8 protein-coding genes and 3 tRNA genes are annotated in these 18054 nt (G+C 56.6%); 6 read left to right on the forward strand and 5 right to left on the reverse strand.

All coding sequences use genetic code 11. From position 1 onward, the window contains the following. The first annotated feature begins 102 nt into the window (after window positions 1-102). The 4 genes from recC to recD all read left to right on the forward strand — a co-directional run bounded on the left by recC (window position 103) and on the right by recD (window position 11853). On the forward strand, window positions 103-3480 hold the full coding sequence (gene recC, locus P9J57_RS04560; RefSeq protein WP_013026980.1) for an exodeoxyribonuclease V subunit gamma: 3378 nt from the start codon (window positions 103-105) through the stop codon (window positions 3478-3480). Between the two features lie 101 nt (window positions 3481-3581). Beyond that, complete coding sequence (gene ptrA, locus P9J57_RS04565) at window positions 3582-6473, forward strand: pitrilysin (RefSeq protein ID WP_105078920.1); 2892 nt, start codon at window positions 3582-3584, stop codon at window positions 6471-6473. Beyond that, window positions 6470-10009, forward strand: coding sequence for an exodeoxyribonuclease V subunit beta (gene recB, locus P9J57_RS04570; RefSeq protein WP_483279400.1), 3540 nt, complete (start codon window positions 6470-6472; stop codon window positions 10007-10009). The genes ptrA and recB overlap by 4 nt, the downstream gene beginning before the upstream one ends. Next, window positions 10006-11853 (forward strand): exodeoxyribonuclease V subunit alpha, encoded by a 1848-nt coding sequence (gene recD / locus P9J57_RS04575; RefSeq protein ID WP_029569104.1) that lies wholly within the window; start codon window positions 10006-10008, stop codon window positions 11851-11853. Before recB ends, recD begins: the two co-directional genes overlap by 4 nt. A 34-nt stretch (window positions 11854-11887) precedes the next feature. Here the strand turns inward: recD and argA are convergent, their stop codons facing one another. Beyond that, on the reverse strand, window positions 11888-13216 hold the full coding sequence (argA, locus tag P9J57_RS04580; protein WP_013026976.1) for an amino-acid N-acetyltransferase: 1329 nt from the start codon (window positions 13214-13216) through the stop codon (window positions 11888-11890). Window positions 13217-13449: 233 nt separating this feature from the next. On the opposite strand from argA, the gene amiC reads away from it, so the two are divergent. Then, a complete protein-coding gene (gene amiC / locus P9J57_RS04585; protein WP_013026975.1) occupies window positions 13450-14694 on the forward strand; it encodes an N-acetylmuramoyl-L-alanine amidase AmiC in 1245 nt (414 codons plus the stop codon). Window positions 14695-14824: 130 nt separating this feature from the next. Here amiC and dsdA read toward each other — a convergent pair whose 3' ends face one another. The 4 genes from dsdA to P9J57_RS04605 all read right to left on the reverse strand — a co-directional run bounded on the left by dsdA (window position 14825) and on the right by P9J57_RS04605 (window position 16700). Continuing rightward, complete coding sequence (gene dsdA, locus P9J57_RS04590; protein WP_072139012.1) at window positions 14825-16153, reverse strand: D-serine ammonia-lyase; 1329 nt, start codon at window positions 16151-16153, stop codon at window positions 14825-14827. Between the two features lie 195 nt (window positions 16154-16348). Beyond that, window positions 16349-16425 (reverse strand) — tRNA-Met (locus P9J57_RS04595). 60 nt (window positions 16426-16485) lie between these two features. Continuing rightward, window positions 16486-16562: transfer RNA gene (locus tag P9J57_RS04600), tRNA-Met, on the reverse strand. Window positions 16563-16623: 61 nt separating this feature from the next. Continuing rightward, a tRNA-Met gene (locus tag P9J57_RS04605) sits at window positions 16624-16700 on the reverse strand. A gap of 204 nt (window positions 16701-16904) precedes the next feature. On the opposite strand from P9J57_RS04605, the gene mltA reads away from it, so the two are divergent. Further along, window positions 16905-18053: a murein transglycosylase A gene (gene mltA, locus P9J57_RS04610; protein ID WP_019104743.1), complete on the forward strand. Its 1149-nt coding sequence runs from the start codon at window positions 16905-16907 to the stop codon at window positions 18051-18053. Window position 18054: the final 1 nt, after the last annotated feature.

The raw sequence follows: 18054 nt of genomic DNA on the forward strand, positions 1-18054 counted from the left end.
CATTATGCTTACCCGCCTTTTGGTAGGCTTGAAATGCGATACGCGGTAGAGTGAGTATCCTCTGAGGTCGCTATGCCGTTTTGATTTTCCACAGGAGTTTTCATGTTTCACGTTTATCACTCTAATCAGCTTGATCTGCTCAAAAGCCTGGCAGCCAGAGTGATTAAACTGGATCCGCTTGACGATCCTTTTGCCTCAGAAATGGTGCTGGTACAAAGTCCGGGCATGGCGCAATGGTTACAGATGGAGCTGGCGCACACCTTTGGCATTGCGGCGAATATTGAATTTCCGCTACCGGCCAGTTTTATCTGGGAAATGTTTGTTCGCGTACTGCCGGACATTCCGGTCGAAAGCGCTTTTAGCAAAGCCAGCATGAGCTGGAAGCTGATGCACCGTTTACCCTCGCTGCTGCTACAGGATGAGTTTGCCTCACTGCGCCATTACCTGAGCGATGATGGTGACAAGCGCAAACTGTTTCAGCTCAGTGCCCGCGTCGCTGACCTGTTTGACCAGTATCTGGTTTATCGCGCCGACTGGCTGAACAGTTGGGAGCGGGGTCAGCACATCGACGGCCTGGGCGATGCCCAGATTTGGCAGGCGGCGCTATGGCGTGACTTAGTGAATTACACCGAGGAACTGGGCCAGCCTAAATGGCACCGTGCCAACCTCTATGCGCGCTTTATCCATACGCTGGAGCAGACGCAGACCCCACCAGCCAACCTGCCCGAACGGGTTTTTATTTGCGGCATATCAGCGCTTCCGCCGGTCTACCTTCAGGCGTTACAGGCGCTGGGGCGACATATCGATATCTATCTGCTGTTCACGAATCCCTGCCGCGACTACTGGGGCGACATTCAGGATTATGCTTTTCTGGCGAAGTTACAAAGCCGTCAGCGTCGCCGCCACGATCGGGAGGAGTATCGTGGATTGTTTAGCGATGTGGCGCGTGCGCCTGCGCTGTTCAGTGACGAAGGCGAGCAGCAGCTCACGAACCCGCTCCTGGCCTCCTGGGGCAAGCTGGGGCGCGATAACCTTTACCTGCTCAGCCAGATGGATCTTAACAGCGAAATTGACGCCTTTGTCGATGTAGAGGAAGACAACCTGCTGCACAGCATGCAGCACGATCTTCTCAATCTGCAGGACAAGGCCGTGATCGGTCTGACGGCCGACGAACTGGCCTACAGTGGGCAAAAGCGTTGTCTGGATCCAGCGGATCGATCCATCGCCATACAGGTTTGTCACAGTGCCCAACGCGAAGTGGAAGTGTTGCAGGATCATTTACTGGCGCGGATGGAGGCGGATCCCGGGCTAAAAGCACGCGATATCATTGTCATGGTCGCCGACATTGACGCCTATGCGCCCTTTATTCAGGCCGTGTTTGCTAATGCTCCGGCCGAACGTTATCTGCCGTTTGCCATCTCTGACCGCCGTGCCAGTCAGGCGCATCCAGCGATTGTGGCTTTTCTGCATTTACTGGCGCTGCCCGACAGCCGTTTCGTCTCCGAAGATGTGCTGGCGCTGCTGGACGTGCCCGCCTTAGCGAACCACTTCTCGATTGACGAAAGCGGGCTGCGTTTACTGCGGCGCTGGGTGAGCGAATCGGGCGTACGCTGGGGGCTGGATGATGCCAGCGTTGAGGCACTGGCCCTGCCGGTTACCGGTCAGCATACCTGGCGCTTTGGGCTGCAACGCATGCTGCTTGGCTATGCGATGGAAAGCCAGCATGGCGACTGGCAGGGCATCCTGCCCTACGATGAGTCAAGTGGACTGGTGGCCGAACTGGCAGGTCATCTGGCTGAGCTGCTGTCGCGGCTCAACCACTGGCGTCAGGTGCTGTCCGAACCGCGCCCGCTGGAAGCGTGGCTGCCTTTGTGCCGCGAGCTGCTCAATGCATTCTTTACGGCCGATCCCGAAACTGAAGCTGCACTGCTGCTGGTGGAAGAGCAGTGGAAGGCGTTGATTGAATACGGCATGGACGCACGCTTCGATGAGCCCATTCCGGTGGTGTTGCTGCGCGACGATCTGCGCGGCCGACTGGACCAGCAGCGTATCAGTCAGCGTTTTCTCGCCGGACAAATCAACTTTTGTACCCTGATGCCAATGCGTTCCATCCCGTTTAGCGTCGTGTGTTTACTGGGGATGAACGATGGCGTTTATCCGCGTACCCTGGCGCCGCTGGGATTTGACCTGATGCAACAGCAGTCGCGTAAAGGGGACCGTAGCCGCCGTGATGACGACCGTTACCTGTTTCTGGAGGCCCTGATCTCCGCGCAGCAACAGCTCTATATCAGCTATATCGGACGCGCGATACAGGACAATACCGAACGTTATCCGTCCGTGCTGGTCACAGAATTACTGGAATATATTGGGCAAAGTTTTTATCTGCCAGGCGATGAAGACCAGGATCTGGACGAGAGCGCGCGCCGGGTCAGGTCGCATCTGGAACACTTGCACAGCCGGATGCCGTTCGCGCCCGAGAACTTTCAGCCCGCGTCGGCAGCCCACAGTTTTGCCCGCGAATGGCTTCCCGCCGCGCGGGGTACGGGTCAGCCCCAGCCCGATTTCGTTCAGCCCCTGCTCACGCTGCCCGTAGAGACATTAGCCCTTGAACAGTTCCTGCGATTCTGGCGTCATCCCGTGCGGGCCTGGTTTCAGCAACGCCTGGGCGTGAGTTTCTGGCTTGAAGAAAATGAACTCCCCGACAGCGAACCCTTTGCGCTGGATAGCCTGGAGCGTTACCAGATTAATGCCCAACTGCTGAATGCACTGGTAACAGGCGAGGACACCGATCGTCTTTATGCCCATCACCGCGCTGCCGGAAACTTACCTTACGGCGCGTTTGGTGAACTGTTCTGGCAGGCTCAGCGTGAAGAGATGCAGGAGGTGGCGGCAGACGTCACCTCTCAACGTAGCGAAGGGGAAAGCTGGGAAATCAATCTGGATCTGGACGGCGTCAGCCTGTCCGGCTGGCTGACTCAGGTGCAGAGTGACGGGCTACTGCGCTGGCGGCCAGGCGTGCTGAATATCAATGATGGTTTATTACTGTGGCTCGAACATTTAGTTTATTGTGCACTGGGCGGTAACGGCAGAAGCCGCATGTTTGGCCGCCAGCAGAGCTACTGGTGCTTCCACGCCGTTGCGCCGGATGACGCCACGGCCCAGTTAGCGCGCTACATGCAAGGTTATCTGCAAGGAATGCGCGAACCCTTGATGCTCCTGACTAAAAGCGGGGGCGCCTGGATCAGCACCTGTTTTGATAAGAAAAGCCATCAGTTCCTCAGTGATGAGGCCACGCAGCTCAAAGCCCGCAACAATTTGCTGGCGGCCTGGGTGGGGGGGTATCAGCAGGAGGGCGAGGGAAGCGATCCCTATTTGCAGCGGCTGTGCAGAGTACTGGACGAATCCCAGCTACAGCGCATAACCGAGGCGGCGGCGTGCTGGTACTCACCGGTGCTGCAGGCCCATCAGGACGATCGGTAAGTCACACCTTTGCAGGTGATGAGAACACCAACGAACGTTTGTTGTATTTTCAGCCGCCAATGCGCTGGCAAGGCGGCTTTTGGGTAACGTAAGAGGTTTACATGCGCACACATGCACGCTTGATCCTGGCCATGCTGTTCAGCCTGGTGGCGTTTACGGTTCAGGCCGAAACGGGCCAGGGCTGGCAGCCCGTTAACAGTACCATCGGTAAAAGCGAACAGGATCCGCGTCAGTATCAGGCTATTACGCTGGATAATGGCATGACCGTGCTGCTGGTGTCAGACAAGGATGCTCCTAAATCGCTGGCGGCTTTAACCCTGCCGATTGGTTCACTGGACGATCCTGCGCAACAGGCTGGCCTGGCACATTATCTTGAGCACATGGTGCTGATGGGCTCAACGCGTTATCCGGAACCTGACAGCCTGGCGGACTTCCTCAAAAAGCATGGTGGCAGCCACAATGCCAGCACGGCGTCCTACCGCACCGCTTTTTACCTTGAAGTGGAAAACGATGCCCTTGCGCCTGCCGTCGATCGCCTGGCCGACGCCATTGCGGCACCGTTACTGGATCCGGTCAATGCCGATCGGGAACGTCATGCGGTCAATGCTGAGCTGACAATGGCGCGCGCCCGCGACGCTTTGCGCATGGGCCAGGTGGGGGCCGAGACGATCAATCCGGCCCATCCGGCTGCGCACTTCTATGGGGGCAATCTTGAAACCCTGCGAGATAAACCCGGCAGTAACCTGCATCAGGCGCTGCTGGACTTTTACCACAGCCACTATTCTGCCAACCTGATGAAGGCCGTTATCTACAGCAACCAGTCCCTGGCGCAGATGGCCGCCATTGCGGCAGACACCTTTGGTCGGGTGGCTAACCACAATGCCAGCGTTCCGATGATTAATGAGCCTGTTGTCACCGAGGCGCAGCAGGGTATTCTTATTCATTATGTGCCTGCACAACCCCGTAAACAGCTCAAAATTGAGTTCCGCATTCCGAATAACAGCGATCGCTTCCGTAGTAAAACGGACACGCTCATCGGCTATTTAATTGGCAACCGTAGCCCCAATACGCTGGCTGACTGGCTGCAAAAACAGGGGCTGGCCGATGGCGTCAGCGCCGGAGCCGATCCGGTTACCGAGCGCAACAGCGGCATCTTTACGATCAGCGTCTCACTCACCGATAAAGGCCTCGCCCAACGCGACGACGTCGTGGCGGCCGTCTTTAGCTACATTGCCATGCTGCGCGAAAAAGGCATCGATCGTCGCTACTTCGACGAAGTTTCACATGTTCTGGCGCTGGATTTCCGTTATCCCTCCATTACCCGCAACATGGACTACATCGAGTGGCTGGCCGATACGATGCTGCGGGTACCGGTAGAGCACACGCTGGATGCCCCTTATCTTGCCGACCGCTACGATGCCGGGGCAATTCAGGCCCGTCTGGAAGAGATGACGCCGCAGAAGGCGCGCATCTGGTATATCAGCCCGCAGGAGCCGCACAACAGGCTGGCCTATTTCGTCAATGCGCCTTATCAGGTAGATAAAATTACCGCTCAGACGTTTACGCAGTGGCAGCAGCGTGGGCGCGAGATTCAGCTCGCGATGCCGGTGCTGAATCCCTATATTCCCGATGATTTTACGCTGGTTTCTGCCGCAGAGAAGGCCTATCGCCATCCGGTAAAGTTGGATAACGATTTCGGGATGCGCATTTACTGGATGCCAAGCCAGTTCTATGCGAATGAGCCCAAAGCCAGCATTACCGTGGCGTTGCGAAACCAGCAGGCCATCAGCGATGCGCGCCAGCAGGTGCTGTTTGGTCTGAATGACTATCTGGCCAGCCTGGCGCTGGATGAGTTGAGCTCACAGGCCTCCATTGGCGGTATCAGCTTTTCGACCAGTGAGAACGATGGTCTGGTCTTTAACGCCAGTGGCTTTACGCAACGTCTGCCCGCCTTGCTTAAACAGCTGGTGGATCGTTATCGCACCTTCCAGCCCAGTGAGTCGCAGCTGGAGCAGGCTAAATCCTGGTACCTGGAGCGACTGGACGCGGCCGAAAAAGGCAAAGCCTTTGAGCAGGCTATTCAGCCAATGCAGCTCCTGTCGCAGCTGCCTTATACTCAGCGAGAAACACGCCGCAAACTGGTGAGCGGCATTACGCTGGATGAGGTGGTGGCTTACCGCGATGCGTTATTAAAAAATGCCACGCCGGAGATGATGGCGGTTGGCAACCTGAGCGCCGACAGCGTCACGCAGTTGGGGCGCGATCTGAAACAGCAGATGCAGTGCAAAGGGACTCACTACTGGCACAGCAACTACCTCAGCGTTGAAAAGCCGTTAAAGGCGAATCTGGAGCAGCACGGCAGCAGTACCGACTCTGCGCTGGCCGCGCTCTATATTCCTTTGGGCTATGACGAATACCAGAGCATGGCCAACAGCGCGATGCTCAGCCAGATCGTGCAGCCATGGTTTTACAATCAGCTACGGACGGAAGAGCAACTGGGCTATGCCGTCTTTGCCTTCCGGATGCCGGTGGGACGTCAGTGGGGAATTGGTTTTCTGTTGCAGAGTAACAGCAAGCAGCCCGCCTATCTAATGCAGCGCTATCAGGCATTTTATCCCCAGGCTGAGCAGCGTCTGCGTACGATGAGCCAGGCCGATTTTACGCAGTATCAGCAGGCGATGCTCAACGATCTCAGACAGCGTCCACAAACGCTGAACGAAGAAGCCGATCGTTTCAGCCGCGATTTTGATCGCCAAAACAACGACTTCGATACCCGGCAAAAGCTGATGGAGCAGGTCCAGCTGCTTACGCCTGCCGGCCTGGCCGATTTCTTTCATCAGGCCGTGATGCAGAAAAAAGGCATGGCCATGACGTCGCAGATCGCCGGAAGCGGCGAGCGTAAAATCGAATTTGCCCCGCTGCCTGGCTGGAGAACCTGGCAGGAAATCGCCAAACTGCAGCAGTCGCTGCCGGTAAAGAGTGAAACCCAATGATGCAGTCAAGACCCGAGTCGCTTAACCCGTTAACGCTGCCGCTGAGCGGCGAGCGGTTAATTGAGGCGTCAGCGGGGACCGGTAAAACCTTTACGATCGGCCTGCTCTATTTACGTCTGCTATTAGGGCTGGGCGGCGAGAACGCCTGGCGCAGGCCGCTGTCCGTCGAAGAGATTCTGGTGGTGACCTTTACCGAAGCCGCTACGGCTGAACTGCGCGGTCGTATCCGTGACAATATCCATCAGCTACGTCTGGCCTGCGTGCGTGGTAAAAGCCATAACCCCATGCACCAACAGCTGATGGAGCAGATCGCCGATCTGCCCCAGGCCGCGTCACAACTGCTGGCGGCCGAGCGACAAATGGATGAGGCGGCAATTTTTACCATCCACGGCTTTTGTCAGCGCATGCTTAACCTGAACGCTTTTGAATCGGGCATGCTGTTCGAGCAGGAGCTGATTGAAAACGAACAAACGCTGCTCCGACAGGCCACGGCCGATTTCTGGCGTCGCCAGTGTTATCCCCTGTCGCTGGATGTGGCCAGAGTCATTGCGGCGGAGTGGAGCGGGCCGGACAGCTTACTGACCACGCTGCGGCCCTGGCTGCAGGGGGAGTCACCGACGCTCAGGCGCCCACCTCGCCCAGAGGAAACGCTGGCCTCCCGCCATGCGGCCAATCTTGAGCGAATTAACGCCCTTAAGCAGCAGTGGCAGGCTGCCAGCGCCGATGTGGAAGGGCTCATTAGCGCGTCTGGTGTTGATAAGCGCAGTTATAGCAGTAAGCACTTACCTAACTGGGTGGCTAAAGTCACCCAGTGGGCACAGAGCGAAACGCTTGATTATCAATTGCCCAAAGAGCTGGAGCGCTTTGGACAGCAGGTGCTGCACGAGAAGACCAAAAAGGGCGAGGCACCGCAGCATGCATTGTTTGATGCGGTAGATCGCTTTCTGGCCGAACCGCTGACGTTGCGAGACGTCATTATCTGGCAGGCCCTGACCGAGGTCCGCGAGGCGGTCCAGCGCGAAAAGCGTCAGCGCGCACTACTGGGCTTTGATGACCTGTTGAGCCGTCTGGATGAGGCGCTTCAACAGCCGGGCGGGGCACTACTGGCGGAAACGATTCGCGGGCGCTTCCCGGTCGCGCTGATTGATGAATTCCAGGATACCGATCCGCAGCAGTATCGTATCTTTCGTACGCTGTATCTGCATCAGCCAGAGCTGGCCCTGCTACTCATTGGTGACCCCAAGCAGGCGATTTATGCCTTCCGCGGTGCGGATATCTTTACCTATCTGCGCGCCCGTAGTGAAGTTAGTGCTCACTACACATTAGATACTAACTGGCGCTCCTCGCCTGGCATGGTGGACAGCGTTAACCGGCTGTTTTCACAGGTTGATTCGCCGTTTCTGTTCTCTTCGATTCCTTTTCTCCCGGTCAGTCCGGCTGCGCCTAATCAGGCTCTGAAGCTGATTTATCAGCAGCAACCGCAGCCCGCGCTGCGCTTCTGGCTTCAGCCGGGTGAAGGTGTGGGAGTGAGTGATTACCAACAATTTATGGCGCAGCAGTGTGCCGCGGATATCAGCCGCTGGCTGGTAGCCGGACAGCAGGGGCAGGCGCTGATTGGCAAAGGCGATGCCCTGCAGCCGGTTAAGGCATCGGACATTACCGTGCTGGTGCGCAGCCGTAACGAGGCCAGCCTGATCCGCGATGCACTAAACAGCCTGTCGATTCCCTCCGTTTATCTTTCCAGCCGCGACAGCGTTTACACCACGCCGGAAGCGCGCGAACTGTTATGGCTCCTGCAGGCGGTTCAGTCACCTGAACAGGAGCGATTGCTGCGCAGCGCGCTGGCGACGTCCATCTTTGCTATTGATGCCGCCGAACTGGACGCGCTGGCGCAGAACGAACGCCACTGGGATGCGCTGGTGGAGCAGTTTGTCAGCTGGCAGCAAATCTGGCATCAGCGCGGCGTTTTACCCATGCTGCGCGACGTGATGATCACGCGGCAACTGGCCGAAAATATGCTGGCATCAGACAATGGCGAACGGCGCTTAACCGATCTGATGCACTTGGGTGAACTCCTGCAGGAAGCGGCGGTTCAGCTCGACAGCACCCATGCGCTGGTGCGTTTTCTGGCGCAGCAAATTGCCCGTCCCGATAGCCAGGCCGCCAGTCAGCAACTGCGTCTTGAAAGCGATCGTCATCTGGTGCAAATCGTCACCATTCATAAGTCGAAAGGATTGCAGTATCCCCTGGTCTGGCTGCCCTTTGCCGCCGGATTCCGCGAGTCCGCCAGTGCGCTGTATCACGATCGTGAAAGCTTTGCTGCGATGCTGGACGTGCAGGGGGATGAGTACAGCCTGACGCTGGCAGAAGAGGAGCGCCTGGCAGAGGATTTACGCCTGCTCTACGTGGCTCTGACCCGTTCGGTTCACCACTGCAGCGTAGGTATTGCACCGCTGATTAAGGGCGCGCGTAAAAAAGCGGGTGAAAGCGACTTGCACAAAAGCGCGCTCGGTTTCCTGGTGCAGCGCGGCGAAATCGCCGATGCCGCGCAGCTCAGTCAGCATCTGCAGGCGCTTGAGGGCGCGGGAATTGAGGTTATCAGCAGCGCGCTCCAGCCCGGGGCGATCTGGCATGAAGGCCTGGGCAGCAACGATGCGCTGAGCAGTCGGGAAATGACGCGAGCGCTGGCCGACAGCTGGCGCGTCACCAGTTATTCGGGTTTGCAGCAGCACGGTAGCTCACCGCTGCTGGACGCCTTGCCTAAATTTGATATCGACGCCGCAGGCGAAACGGCAGACGAAGAGGATACCCTGTTGACGCCGCACCATTTTCCGCGCGGTGCGGCACCCGGGACGTTTCTCCACGGATTGTTTGAATCAATCGATTTCACCGAACCGCCAGAGGCGCTGTGGCTGGAAGATCAGCTCCAGCAAAACGGGTATTCACTCAGTTGGCTTCCGGTCATTCAGCAGTGGATTGCGCGCGTCCTGACAACGCCGCTTAACAAGGAAGGCGTAACGCTGTCCAGTATTAACAGCCGCGACCGGCTGATTGAAATGGAATTTTATCTCCCGATCAATAACCTGCTGACCGCGACCGATCTGGATGCGCTGGTACGCCGGTACGATCCGCTGTCGCAGCGCGGTCCGGCACTGGATTTCCGCCAGGTTAAAGGCATGTTGAAAGGGTTCATTGATTTGGTGTTCCGCTGGCAGGGAAAATACTATCTGCTGGATTATAAATCGAACTGGCTGGGGGAAAGTCATGCCGCATACACGCCCGAGGCGATGGAGCAGGCGATGATCGACCACCGCTACGATCTGCAATACCAGCTGTATACCCTGGCGCTGCACCGTTATCTCCAGCATCGTCTGGCAGGCTATGACTACCAACAGCATTTCGGCGGCGTCTTTTACCTGTTTCTGCGTGGCGTCGATGGCAGCCCGGCCGACAATGGCATTTTCGCCACCCGACCCGACCCGGCGTTTATTGATGAAATGGACAGGCTGTTTGGCAATACAGAGGAAATGTTATGAGTGATATAAACGCCTTACTGCTCCAGGCAGTCGAAAAGCGTTTACTGCGTCCTCTGGATATACAGTTTGCCCGCTTGATTGCTGATGACGCCCAGCCTTTTCTGCTGCTGGCAGCGGCCTGCGTCAGTGCCGATGCCGGAGAAGGTCACGTCTGTCTGCCGCTGGCTAATCTGAGCGAGGCCGGACTCTTTGCGGGGCGTCAGCCGGCCCTGGCCCAGGCACTGTGGCAGGCCGCAGGCGCGCCGGACGATGTGCATGCTGCACTGGCGGGCTGGTCAGCAATAAGTGATGGCAGTGCCGTCACCCCGCTGGTGCTGAGCCATGAGCGTTTGTATCTGCATCGCTTGTGGCAGAGCGAAGGGCAGGTTGCGCGCTTTTTCTCGCTGCAGCCCGACGAAGGAACATTTGATGCGCACCGGGCCAGCGAGGTACTGACCAGCCTGTTTGGCAGCCGTCCTGACGACTGGCAAAAGATTGCCGCAGCCGTGGCGCTGACGCGAAAAACCGCCGTGATTTCAGGTGGGCCGGGAACCGGTAAAACCACCACGGTGGCAAAGCTGCTGGCTGCGCTAATCCGATTGAATACGGTGCCGCTGCGCATACAGCTGGCGGCGCCCACGGGCAAAGCCGCGGCCCGTTTAACGGAGTCGCTGGGTAAAGCTCTACAGGGACTGGCCGTGAGCGAGGAAGAGCGCGCCCGGTTCCCTGCGGAAGCGACGACGCTGCACCGCCTGCTGGGTGCACAACCGGACACGCAGCGTCTGCGCTATCACGCGGGCAATCTGTTGCATCTGGATGTGCTGGTGGTCGATGAGGCCTCAATGGTCGACCTGAGCATGATGGCAAAACTGATCTCTGCCTTGCCACAGCATGCGCGCGTGGTCTTTCTGGGCGATCGCGATCAGCTGGCTTCGGTGGAGGCGGGCGCCGTGCTGGGGGATATTTGCCGCTGCAGCGAAACAGGATTTAGCCCGTCACGGGCTGCACAGCTGACGGCCCTGACCGGCTGCACGCTCACAGGCGACGATGTTGAGGCCGCGCCAGCCGTTCGCGACAGCATTTGCCTGCTGCGACAGAGCTATCGTTTTGATGAAAAGTCCGGAATAGGTCAGCTGGCACGGGCGGTGAACCAGGGCGATGCGCGCCGGATGAGCGCGATTTTTGCCGCCGGACACCAGGATGTTTCTTTTCAGCCGCTGAACGACGGCGACGCTTATCAGGCTATGCTGGACGAGGTAGCGCGGGGTTATAGCGATTATCTGCATGCCGTTCAGCATCAGGCTACGCCAGAGCAGGTCATTGACGCATTCAGCCGTTATCAGCTGTTGTGTGCCCTGCGTGAAGGGCCCTTTGGCGTGCACGGGCTGAATCAGCGCATTGAGCAACGCCTGATGCAGCTGCAGCGCATCAGACGTCCTGCGTTGGGCAGCCGCTGGTATGCGGGAAGGCCGGTAATGATCACCCGTAATGACAGCGCACTGGGGCTGTTTAACGGCGATATCGGTATTACTCTGCGCGATGAGGAAGGCCAGCTCAGAGTCTTTTTTCCGTTGCCAGACGGCAGCGTGAAAGCGATTCAGCCCAGCCGTTTGCCGTCTCATGAAACCGCCTGGGTTATGACGGTACATAAGTCGCAGGGATCGGAGTTTGACCATACCGCGCTGGTCATGCCGACCCAGTTTCTGCCGGTGCTGACCCGCGAGCTGGTTTATACCGCAATTACGCGTGCGCGCAGTCAACTGACGCTTTACAGCGATCGTGCAATATTTGACCGCGCCGTACAGCTGCAAACGCAGCGGCGAAGCGGGCTGGTGGAAAGGTTAGGGGCGGCCGGGCAGGCGTAACAGCAAGGGCGGCATGGCTGCCGCCCGGTGACTGTCAGGTTAAATCCGCCATCAGCACCTTTGAGCGGCGCTGATAGTTGTACATCTCTTTCTTACTTTCTGGCAGCGACTCAATATCCACCGGCGTAAAACCGCGCTCCTGAAACCAGTGAATACTGCGCGTAGTCAGCACGAACAGTTTTTCCAGCCCCATTTGCCGAGCCTGTAGCGCGACGCGCTGCAACAGCAACTCGCCACGCGATGAACTGCGATAGTCCGGATGCACTGCGACGCAGGCCATTTCCCCAATCTTTTCATCCATAAACGGATAAAGCGCGGCACAGGCGATGGTCAGGTTATCGCGCTGGATGATGGTGAATTTATCGATCTCCATTTCCAGTTGCTCACGTGAGCGACGCACCAGAATGCCTTGCTGCTCCAGCGGGCGAATCAGCTCCAGAATACCGCCGATGTCGTTGATGGTGGCACGGCGGATCTGCTCGGCCGACTCCATCACAATCTGCGTCCCGATGCCGTCGCGCGAGAACAACTCCTGCAGCAGCGCACCGTCTTCCTGATAGCTGATGAGATGGCTGCGGCGCACGCCACTGCGACAGGCTTTTACCGCGCCCCGTAAAAAACGCACGGTACCTGAAAGAAAATCACCGTCGCTTTCCATTTCATCGATACGTGCCTGCGCATCGTTAGGAAAGAGCTCCGAGACAATATTGCCTTCACGATCGATCACGCCTTGTTCAGAACAGAAGCCAATCATCTTTTCGGCCTTGAGCTTAATGGCGAGCTGGGTGGCAACCTCTTCAGACGTCAGGTTAAAGCTTTCACCCGTCACCGACACCGCCACCGGGCCAAGCAGCACAATGGCATCGTTATCCAACTGACGATGAATGGCCTCTTCATCAATACGACGAATGCGTCCACTGTGGCAGTAATCCACCCCGTCATCCACGCCGAGCGGTTGAGCAATAATGAAGTTACCGCTCACCACGTTAATGTGCGCGCCCTGCAAAGGTGTGTTGTTCAGGCTCATTGAGAGCCGGGCCGTGATATCCAGCTGCAGCCGGCCTGCGGCCTGTTTGACGAGTTCCAGCGACTGAGCATCGGTCACACGGGTATATTTGTGGTAAGCCGGTTCCAGCTGATGTGCCGCCAGGCTGGCATCAATCTGTGGGCGCGCGCCATACACCACGACCAGACGGATACCGAGGCTATGCAGCAAGCCGATATCATTGACAATACTGGAGAAATTCTCATGCTCAATGGCTTCACCGCCGAGCATGATGACGAATGTCTTATCCCGATGCGCATTGATATAGGGAACGGTGTGGCGAAAACCCTGAACCAGTTCGGTACTACGTTCCTTCACGGCTAACCCTCAGTGAATGTTTATTCGTATTTTGTGTATTTTTATGCCTTTAGCCATCGTTTTGCAAGCGCTAATCCTGACGATAATTTACGTTTTTTTTGGTGCCAAAGCCGCTAACAGCCTGCATTATTTGGGGTTTCCGGGGTGACATTGCCTGCAGGATTGGATAAAGTTTTCGCCGCCATTTTATTTGGCTGCCGTTTTTTTAAACACTATATAACAGCTGGAGTGGCATGTCGGAAGGTAATCCCCTGGTTTCACGTAGACGATTATTAAAAGGTACAGGGGCGCTGTTACTGCTCAGCGTCAGCGGTGTGAGTATGGCCGCGACCAGCCATATTTTAGCGGTCCGCATCTGGCCCTCTTCCACATACTCGCGTATGACGCTGGAGTCTAACGTCGCGCTTAAGTACAAGCAGTTTGCCCTGACGAACCCTGACCGCCTGGTCATTGATATCGATGGCTTGCATCTTAACTCAGTCCTTAAGGGCGTGAATCAGCACGTGCGTGTTGACGATCCTTTTATTAAAAGCGCCAGAGTGGGGCAGTTTGATGCCAATACCGTGCGCGTCGTACTGGAACTGAAACGCAACGTGTCCCCTAAAATCTTCAGCCTTGACCCGGTGTCCACGATCAAACACCGACTGGTGGTCGATCTCTATCCCAGCCAGGATAGCGTTGAAGATGATCCGCTTCTGGCATTGCTTAAAGATTACAATCAGGGCGATCTGGAAAAAAATGAGGCCGTTCAGGCGCCTCTGCCCGGTAAAGCGGGACGCGATCGCCCGATCATCATCATGATCGATCCCGGGCATGGCGGTGAAGATCCCGGTGCCCACGGTAAACATAAAACACGTGAAAAGGATATCGTGCTGAAGATTGGCCGTCGGCTGAAAACCTTGATCGAAAAAGAGCACAACATGAAGGCTTACATGACCCGCAACGAGGATGTGTTTATTCCTCTGCGGGTGCGGGTTGCTAAAGCACGCAAGCAACGTGCCGACCTGTTTGTCTCAATTCATGCCGATGCGTTCACCAGCCGGGCCGCGCGCGGTTCTTCCGTGTTTGCGCTGTCGACCAGCGGTGCGACCTCTGCGGCGGCGCGTTTCCTGGCGCAAACCCAGAACGAAGCCGATCAGATTGGCGGCGTCAGCATGAGTGGAGATCGCTATCTGGATCACACCATGTTTGATATGGTGCAGCGCCAGACGATCCATGACAGCCTGAAGTTTGGTAAAGAAGTCTTGCACCGCATGGGGCGCATCAATCACCTGCACAAACGCACTGTGGATCAGGCCGGTTTTGCCGTGCTTAAGGCACCAGATATTCCCTCTATCCTGGTGGAAACGGCCTTTATCAGTAATGTTGAAGAAGAGCGTAAGTTGCGCACCACGCGCTATCAGCATCAGGTGGCAGAGGCGATACTGGAAGGAATCAAAGCCTATTTTAAAAGCGGTGTCGCACTGGCTCATCGCTGAGTAATACTCAGGAAAACGGCCGCTGGCGCATTTTCCTGGCCTGCTGAGACACCAGGACCGGAAAGCGATTCCGCGCGGCTTCAGGATCAGGCCGCGCAGGTTGGCCTGCTGTTCAGAGGCCGCCGGGTGCTCAGCGCCCCTTTGCCAGATAACGGACCATTTCGTCTTCCGGCACCATTCCGCCGCCTGTTGCCCAGACCAGATGTGTCGCCTGACCTAACTGCGCCGCGGTAAAACCGTGCATTTGCAGGTAAGCTGTGGCACTGCAGACGCGCTGGGGGCCAGCCATACCGGCAAGGGCCGAGGGCTCCAGCCGCAGGTCTTCTTCCTGCGCCAGCCAGCTCAGCATGTCGTACAGGCTTTGATCGTCAAGCGTATAGAGCCCGTCCAGCAGGCGCTGCATGGCCCGGCCAACGAAGCCGGAAGCGCGTCCGACCGCCAGTCCATCGGCTGCCGTGATATTGTCGATGCCGATTTCCTGTACCGAAATACCCTCGTGCAAACCCGTGCAGATGCCCAGCAACATGCAGGGAGAGTGGGTGGGTTCGGCGAACAGGCAGTGAACGTGTTCACCAAAAGCCAGCTTCAGACCAAAGGCGACGCCGCCGGGGCCACCGCCCACGCCGCAGGGTAAATACACAAATAACGGATGATGGCGGTCAACTACGCGGCCCTGCTGTTCAAACTGAGCCTTCAGGCGCTGCCCGGCAACGGCATAACCTAAAAACAGGGTGCGGGAGTTTTCATCGTCGATAAAGAAACAGTCCGGGTCGGACTCTGCCGCTTTACGTCCTTGCTCTACCGCTACGCCATAATCCTCTTGATACTCAATTACCGTGACGCCGTGACTGCGTAGTTTGGCTTTCTTCCATTCGCGGGCGTCCGCCGACATATGCACGGTAACTTTAAAGCCAAGACGGGCGCTGACGATGCCAATCGACAGGCCAAGATTACCGGTTGAGCCCACGGCAATACTGTACCGGTTAAAAAATTGCCTGAACGAAGGCGAGAGTAGCCTGCTGTAATCCTCTTCCCGGGTCAGTAAACCTGCATCCAGTGCCAGTTTCTCGGCATGGGTCAGCACTTCATAAATCCCACCACGCGCTTTGATTGAGCCAGAAATTGGCAGGTGGCTGTCTTTCTTCAACAGCAGCGTACCCGCAATGTGTTGTCCGTATTCCCTTTGTAGCCGCGCCTGCATCGCCGGTATGGCTACGAGCTCCGACTCAATAATTCCTCCCGTGGCGGCCGTTTCAGGAAAGGCCTGTGCCAGAAAAGGTGCAAACCGGTTCAGGCGTGCATGCGCCTCTTCAACATCCTGAGCCGTCAGGCCAACATGGGGTAAGGCTTCTGCGACGGTGGTCGTGGCGGGATTAAACCAGGTGGTTTCATTGAGCGCAATTAAATCCGCGACCTGCGGAAACTGAGTGGTCAGTGCAGCAATATTGTGGTTATTCATAGCAGACCTTGTGATGTCCGAATGAATCATCAAAACAGAAATATAGCGGCAAGAGCAATAGCTGCGGTCTGAACAGGGTTCTGTCTGAGTGGCAAACGCGATAACAGCTTAAAAAGAGGGAGAGAAGGAGAGGTGACTACACTGGCGGTTTAGCGAATTTCAGAAACAAAAAAACACCCTTTCAGGTGTTTAAAGTGGTTGCGGGGGCCGGATTTGAACCGACGACCTTCGGGTTATGAGCCCGACGAGCTACCAGGCTGCTCCACCCCGCGTCCGATTGCGCATAGCGACTTTCACATTGTCTCTTCTGTGTGAGCAAAATCACAGAAAATTGGTTGCGGAGGCCGGATTTGAACCGACGACCTTCGGGTTATGAGCCCGACGAGCTACCAGGCTGCTCCACCCCGCGTCCGATTGCGCATAGCGACTTTCACATTGTCTCTTCTGTATGAGCAAAATCACAGAAGAATTGGTTGCGGGGGCCGGATTTGAACCGACGACCTTCGGGTTATGAGCCCGACGAGCTACCAGGCTGCTCCACCCCGCGTCCGTGGATGCGCACTATACTCCGCACGATGATTGTTGCAACCCCTTTTTGCCCTAAAAGGCTAAATTTGCTGTTAATTGATGAAGGATTCCTCCATTTGGTGATTTATTGCGCCGATATCCGTTATGACGAAACAGGATGGATTTCATTCTGATGACGGCTTTGCTATCGTCGCGTGGCGAACAGTTATAAAAAGAGATGAAGATGAAAGGACGTTGGGCGAAGTACGCACTTACTGGCGCATTTTTAGCGCTGCTGGCTGGCTGTAGCGGTAAGCCAACCGATCGGGGTCAGCAATATAAAGACGGCAAACTGGATCAGCCCCTTGCGCTGGTCAATCAACCTAATGCTAAAGGCCGCCCGGTTAACGGCCGGGACTTTGGTGAACAGGTCCGGCAGATTCAGTCTGCCTCCTCTGGCCTGTTTCTCCGTAACAACAGTACTTACAGTGCGGTAGAAAACTGGCTGATAGCCGGCGGCGATACGCGCCAGCTGCGCCAGTTTGGTCTGGACGCGTTTCAGATGGAAGGCACAGACAATTACGGCAACGTGCAGTTCACCGGGTACTACACGCCAGTCGTTGAGGCACGTTACACCCGTCAGGGTGAGTTCCAGTATCCCATTTACCGGATGCCGCCACGTAAGCGCGGACAAAAGCTGCCAAGCCGTGCTTCTATATATAGTGGTGGGTTGGACGATCGCTATGTGATAGCCTGGAGTAATTCACTCATCGATAACTTTATTATGGACGTACAGGGGAGTGGCTACGTTGATTTTGGCGACGGGCGTCCAATGCGCTTTTTTGGTTATGGCGGAAAAAACGGCTGGGGCTATCATAGCATCGGTAAAGAGCTGATCGATCGTGGCGAAGTGAAGCGAGAAGACATGTCCATGCAGGCGATTCGCCAGTGGGCTGAGGAGCATTCTCCGCAGGAAGTGCGTGCGCTGTTAGAAACCAACCCTTCATTTGTGTTTTTCAAACCTGAAGACTATGTGCCGGTGCGCGGTGCCAGCGCTGTACCTTTGGTGGCGAAAGCTTCTGTGGCATCAGACCGCTCACTGATTCCTGCCGGAACGGTGTTGCTGGCAGAAGTGCCGCAGTTAAATGAAAAAGGGAAATTTAACGGTAAATATGAGATGCGAATGATGGTGGCGCTGGATGTTGGCGGTGCCATCAAAGGCCAGCACTTCGACATTTATCAGGGCGTGGGCCCGGATGCCGCTCATCTTGCCGGTTTCTATAACCATTATGGACGCGTATGGGTGCTTAAATCTGCCCCTGGCGCCGGTCAGCCGCTGTTCAGCAATGCGCAGGGCGGCAACAACGGCACCCTGTTGTTGGGTGCTAACTAAT

The sequence above is a fragment of the Pantoea sp. nfd-35 genome, assembly GCF_056892255.1.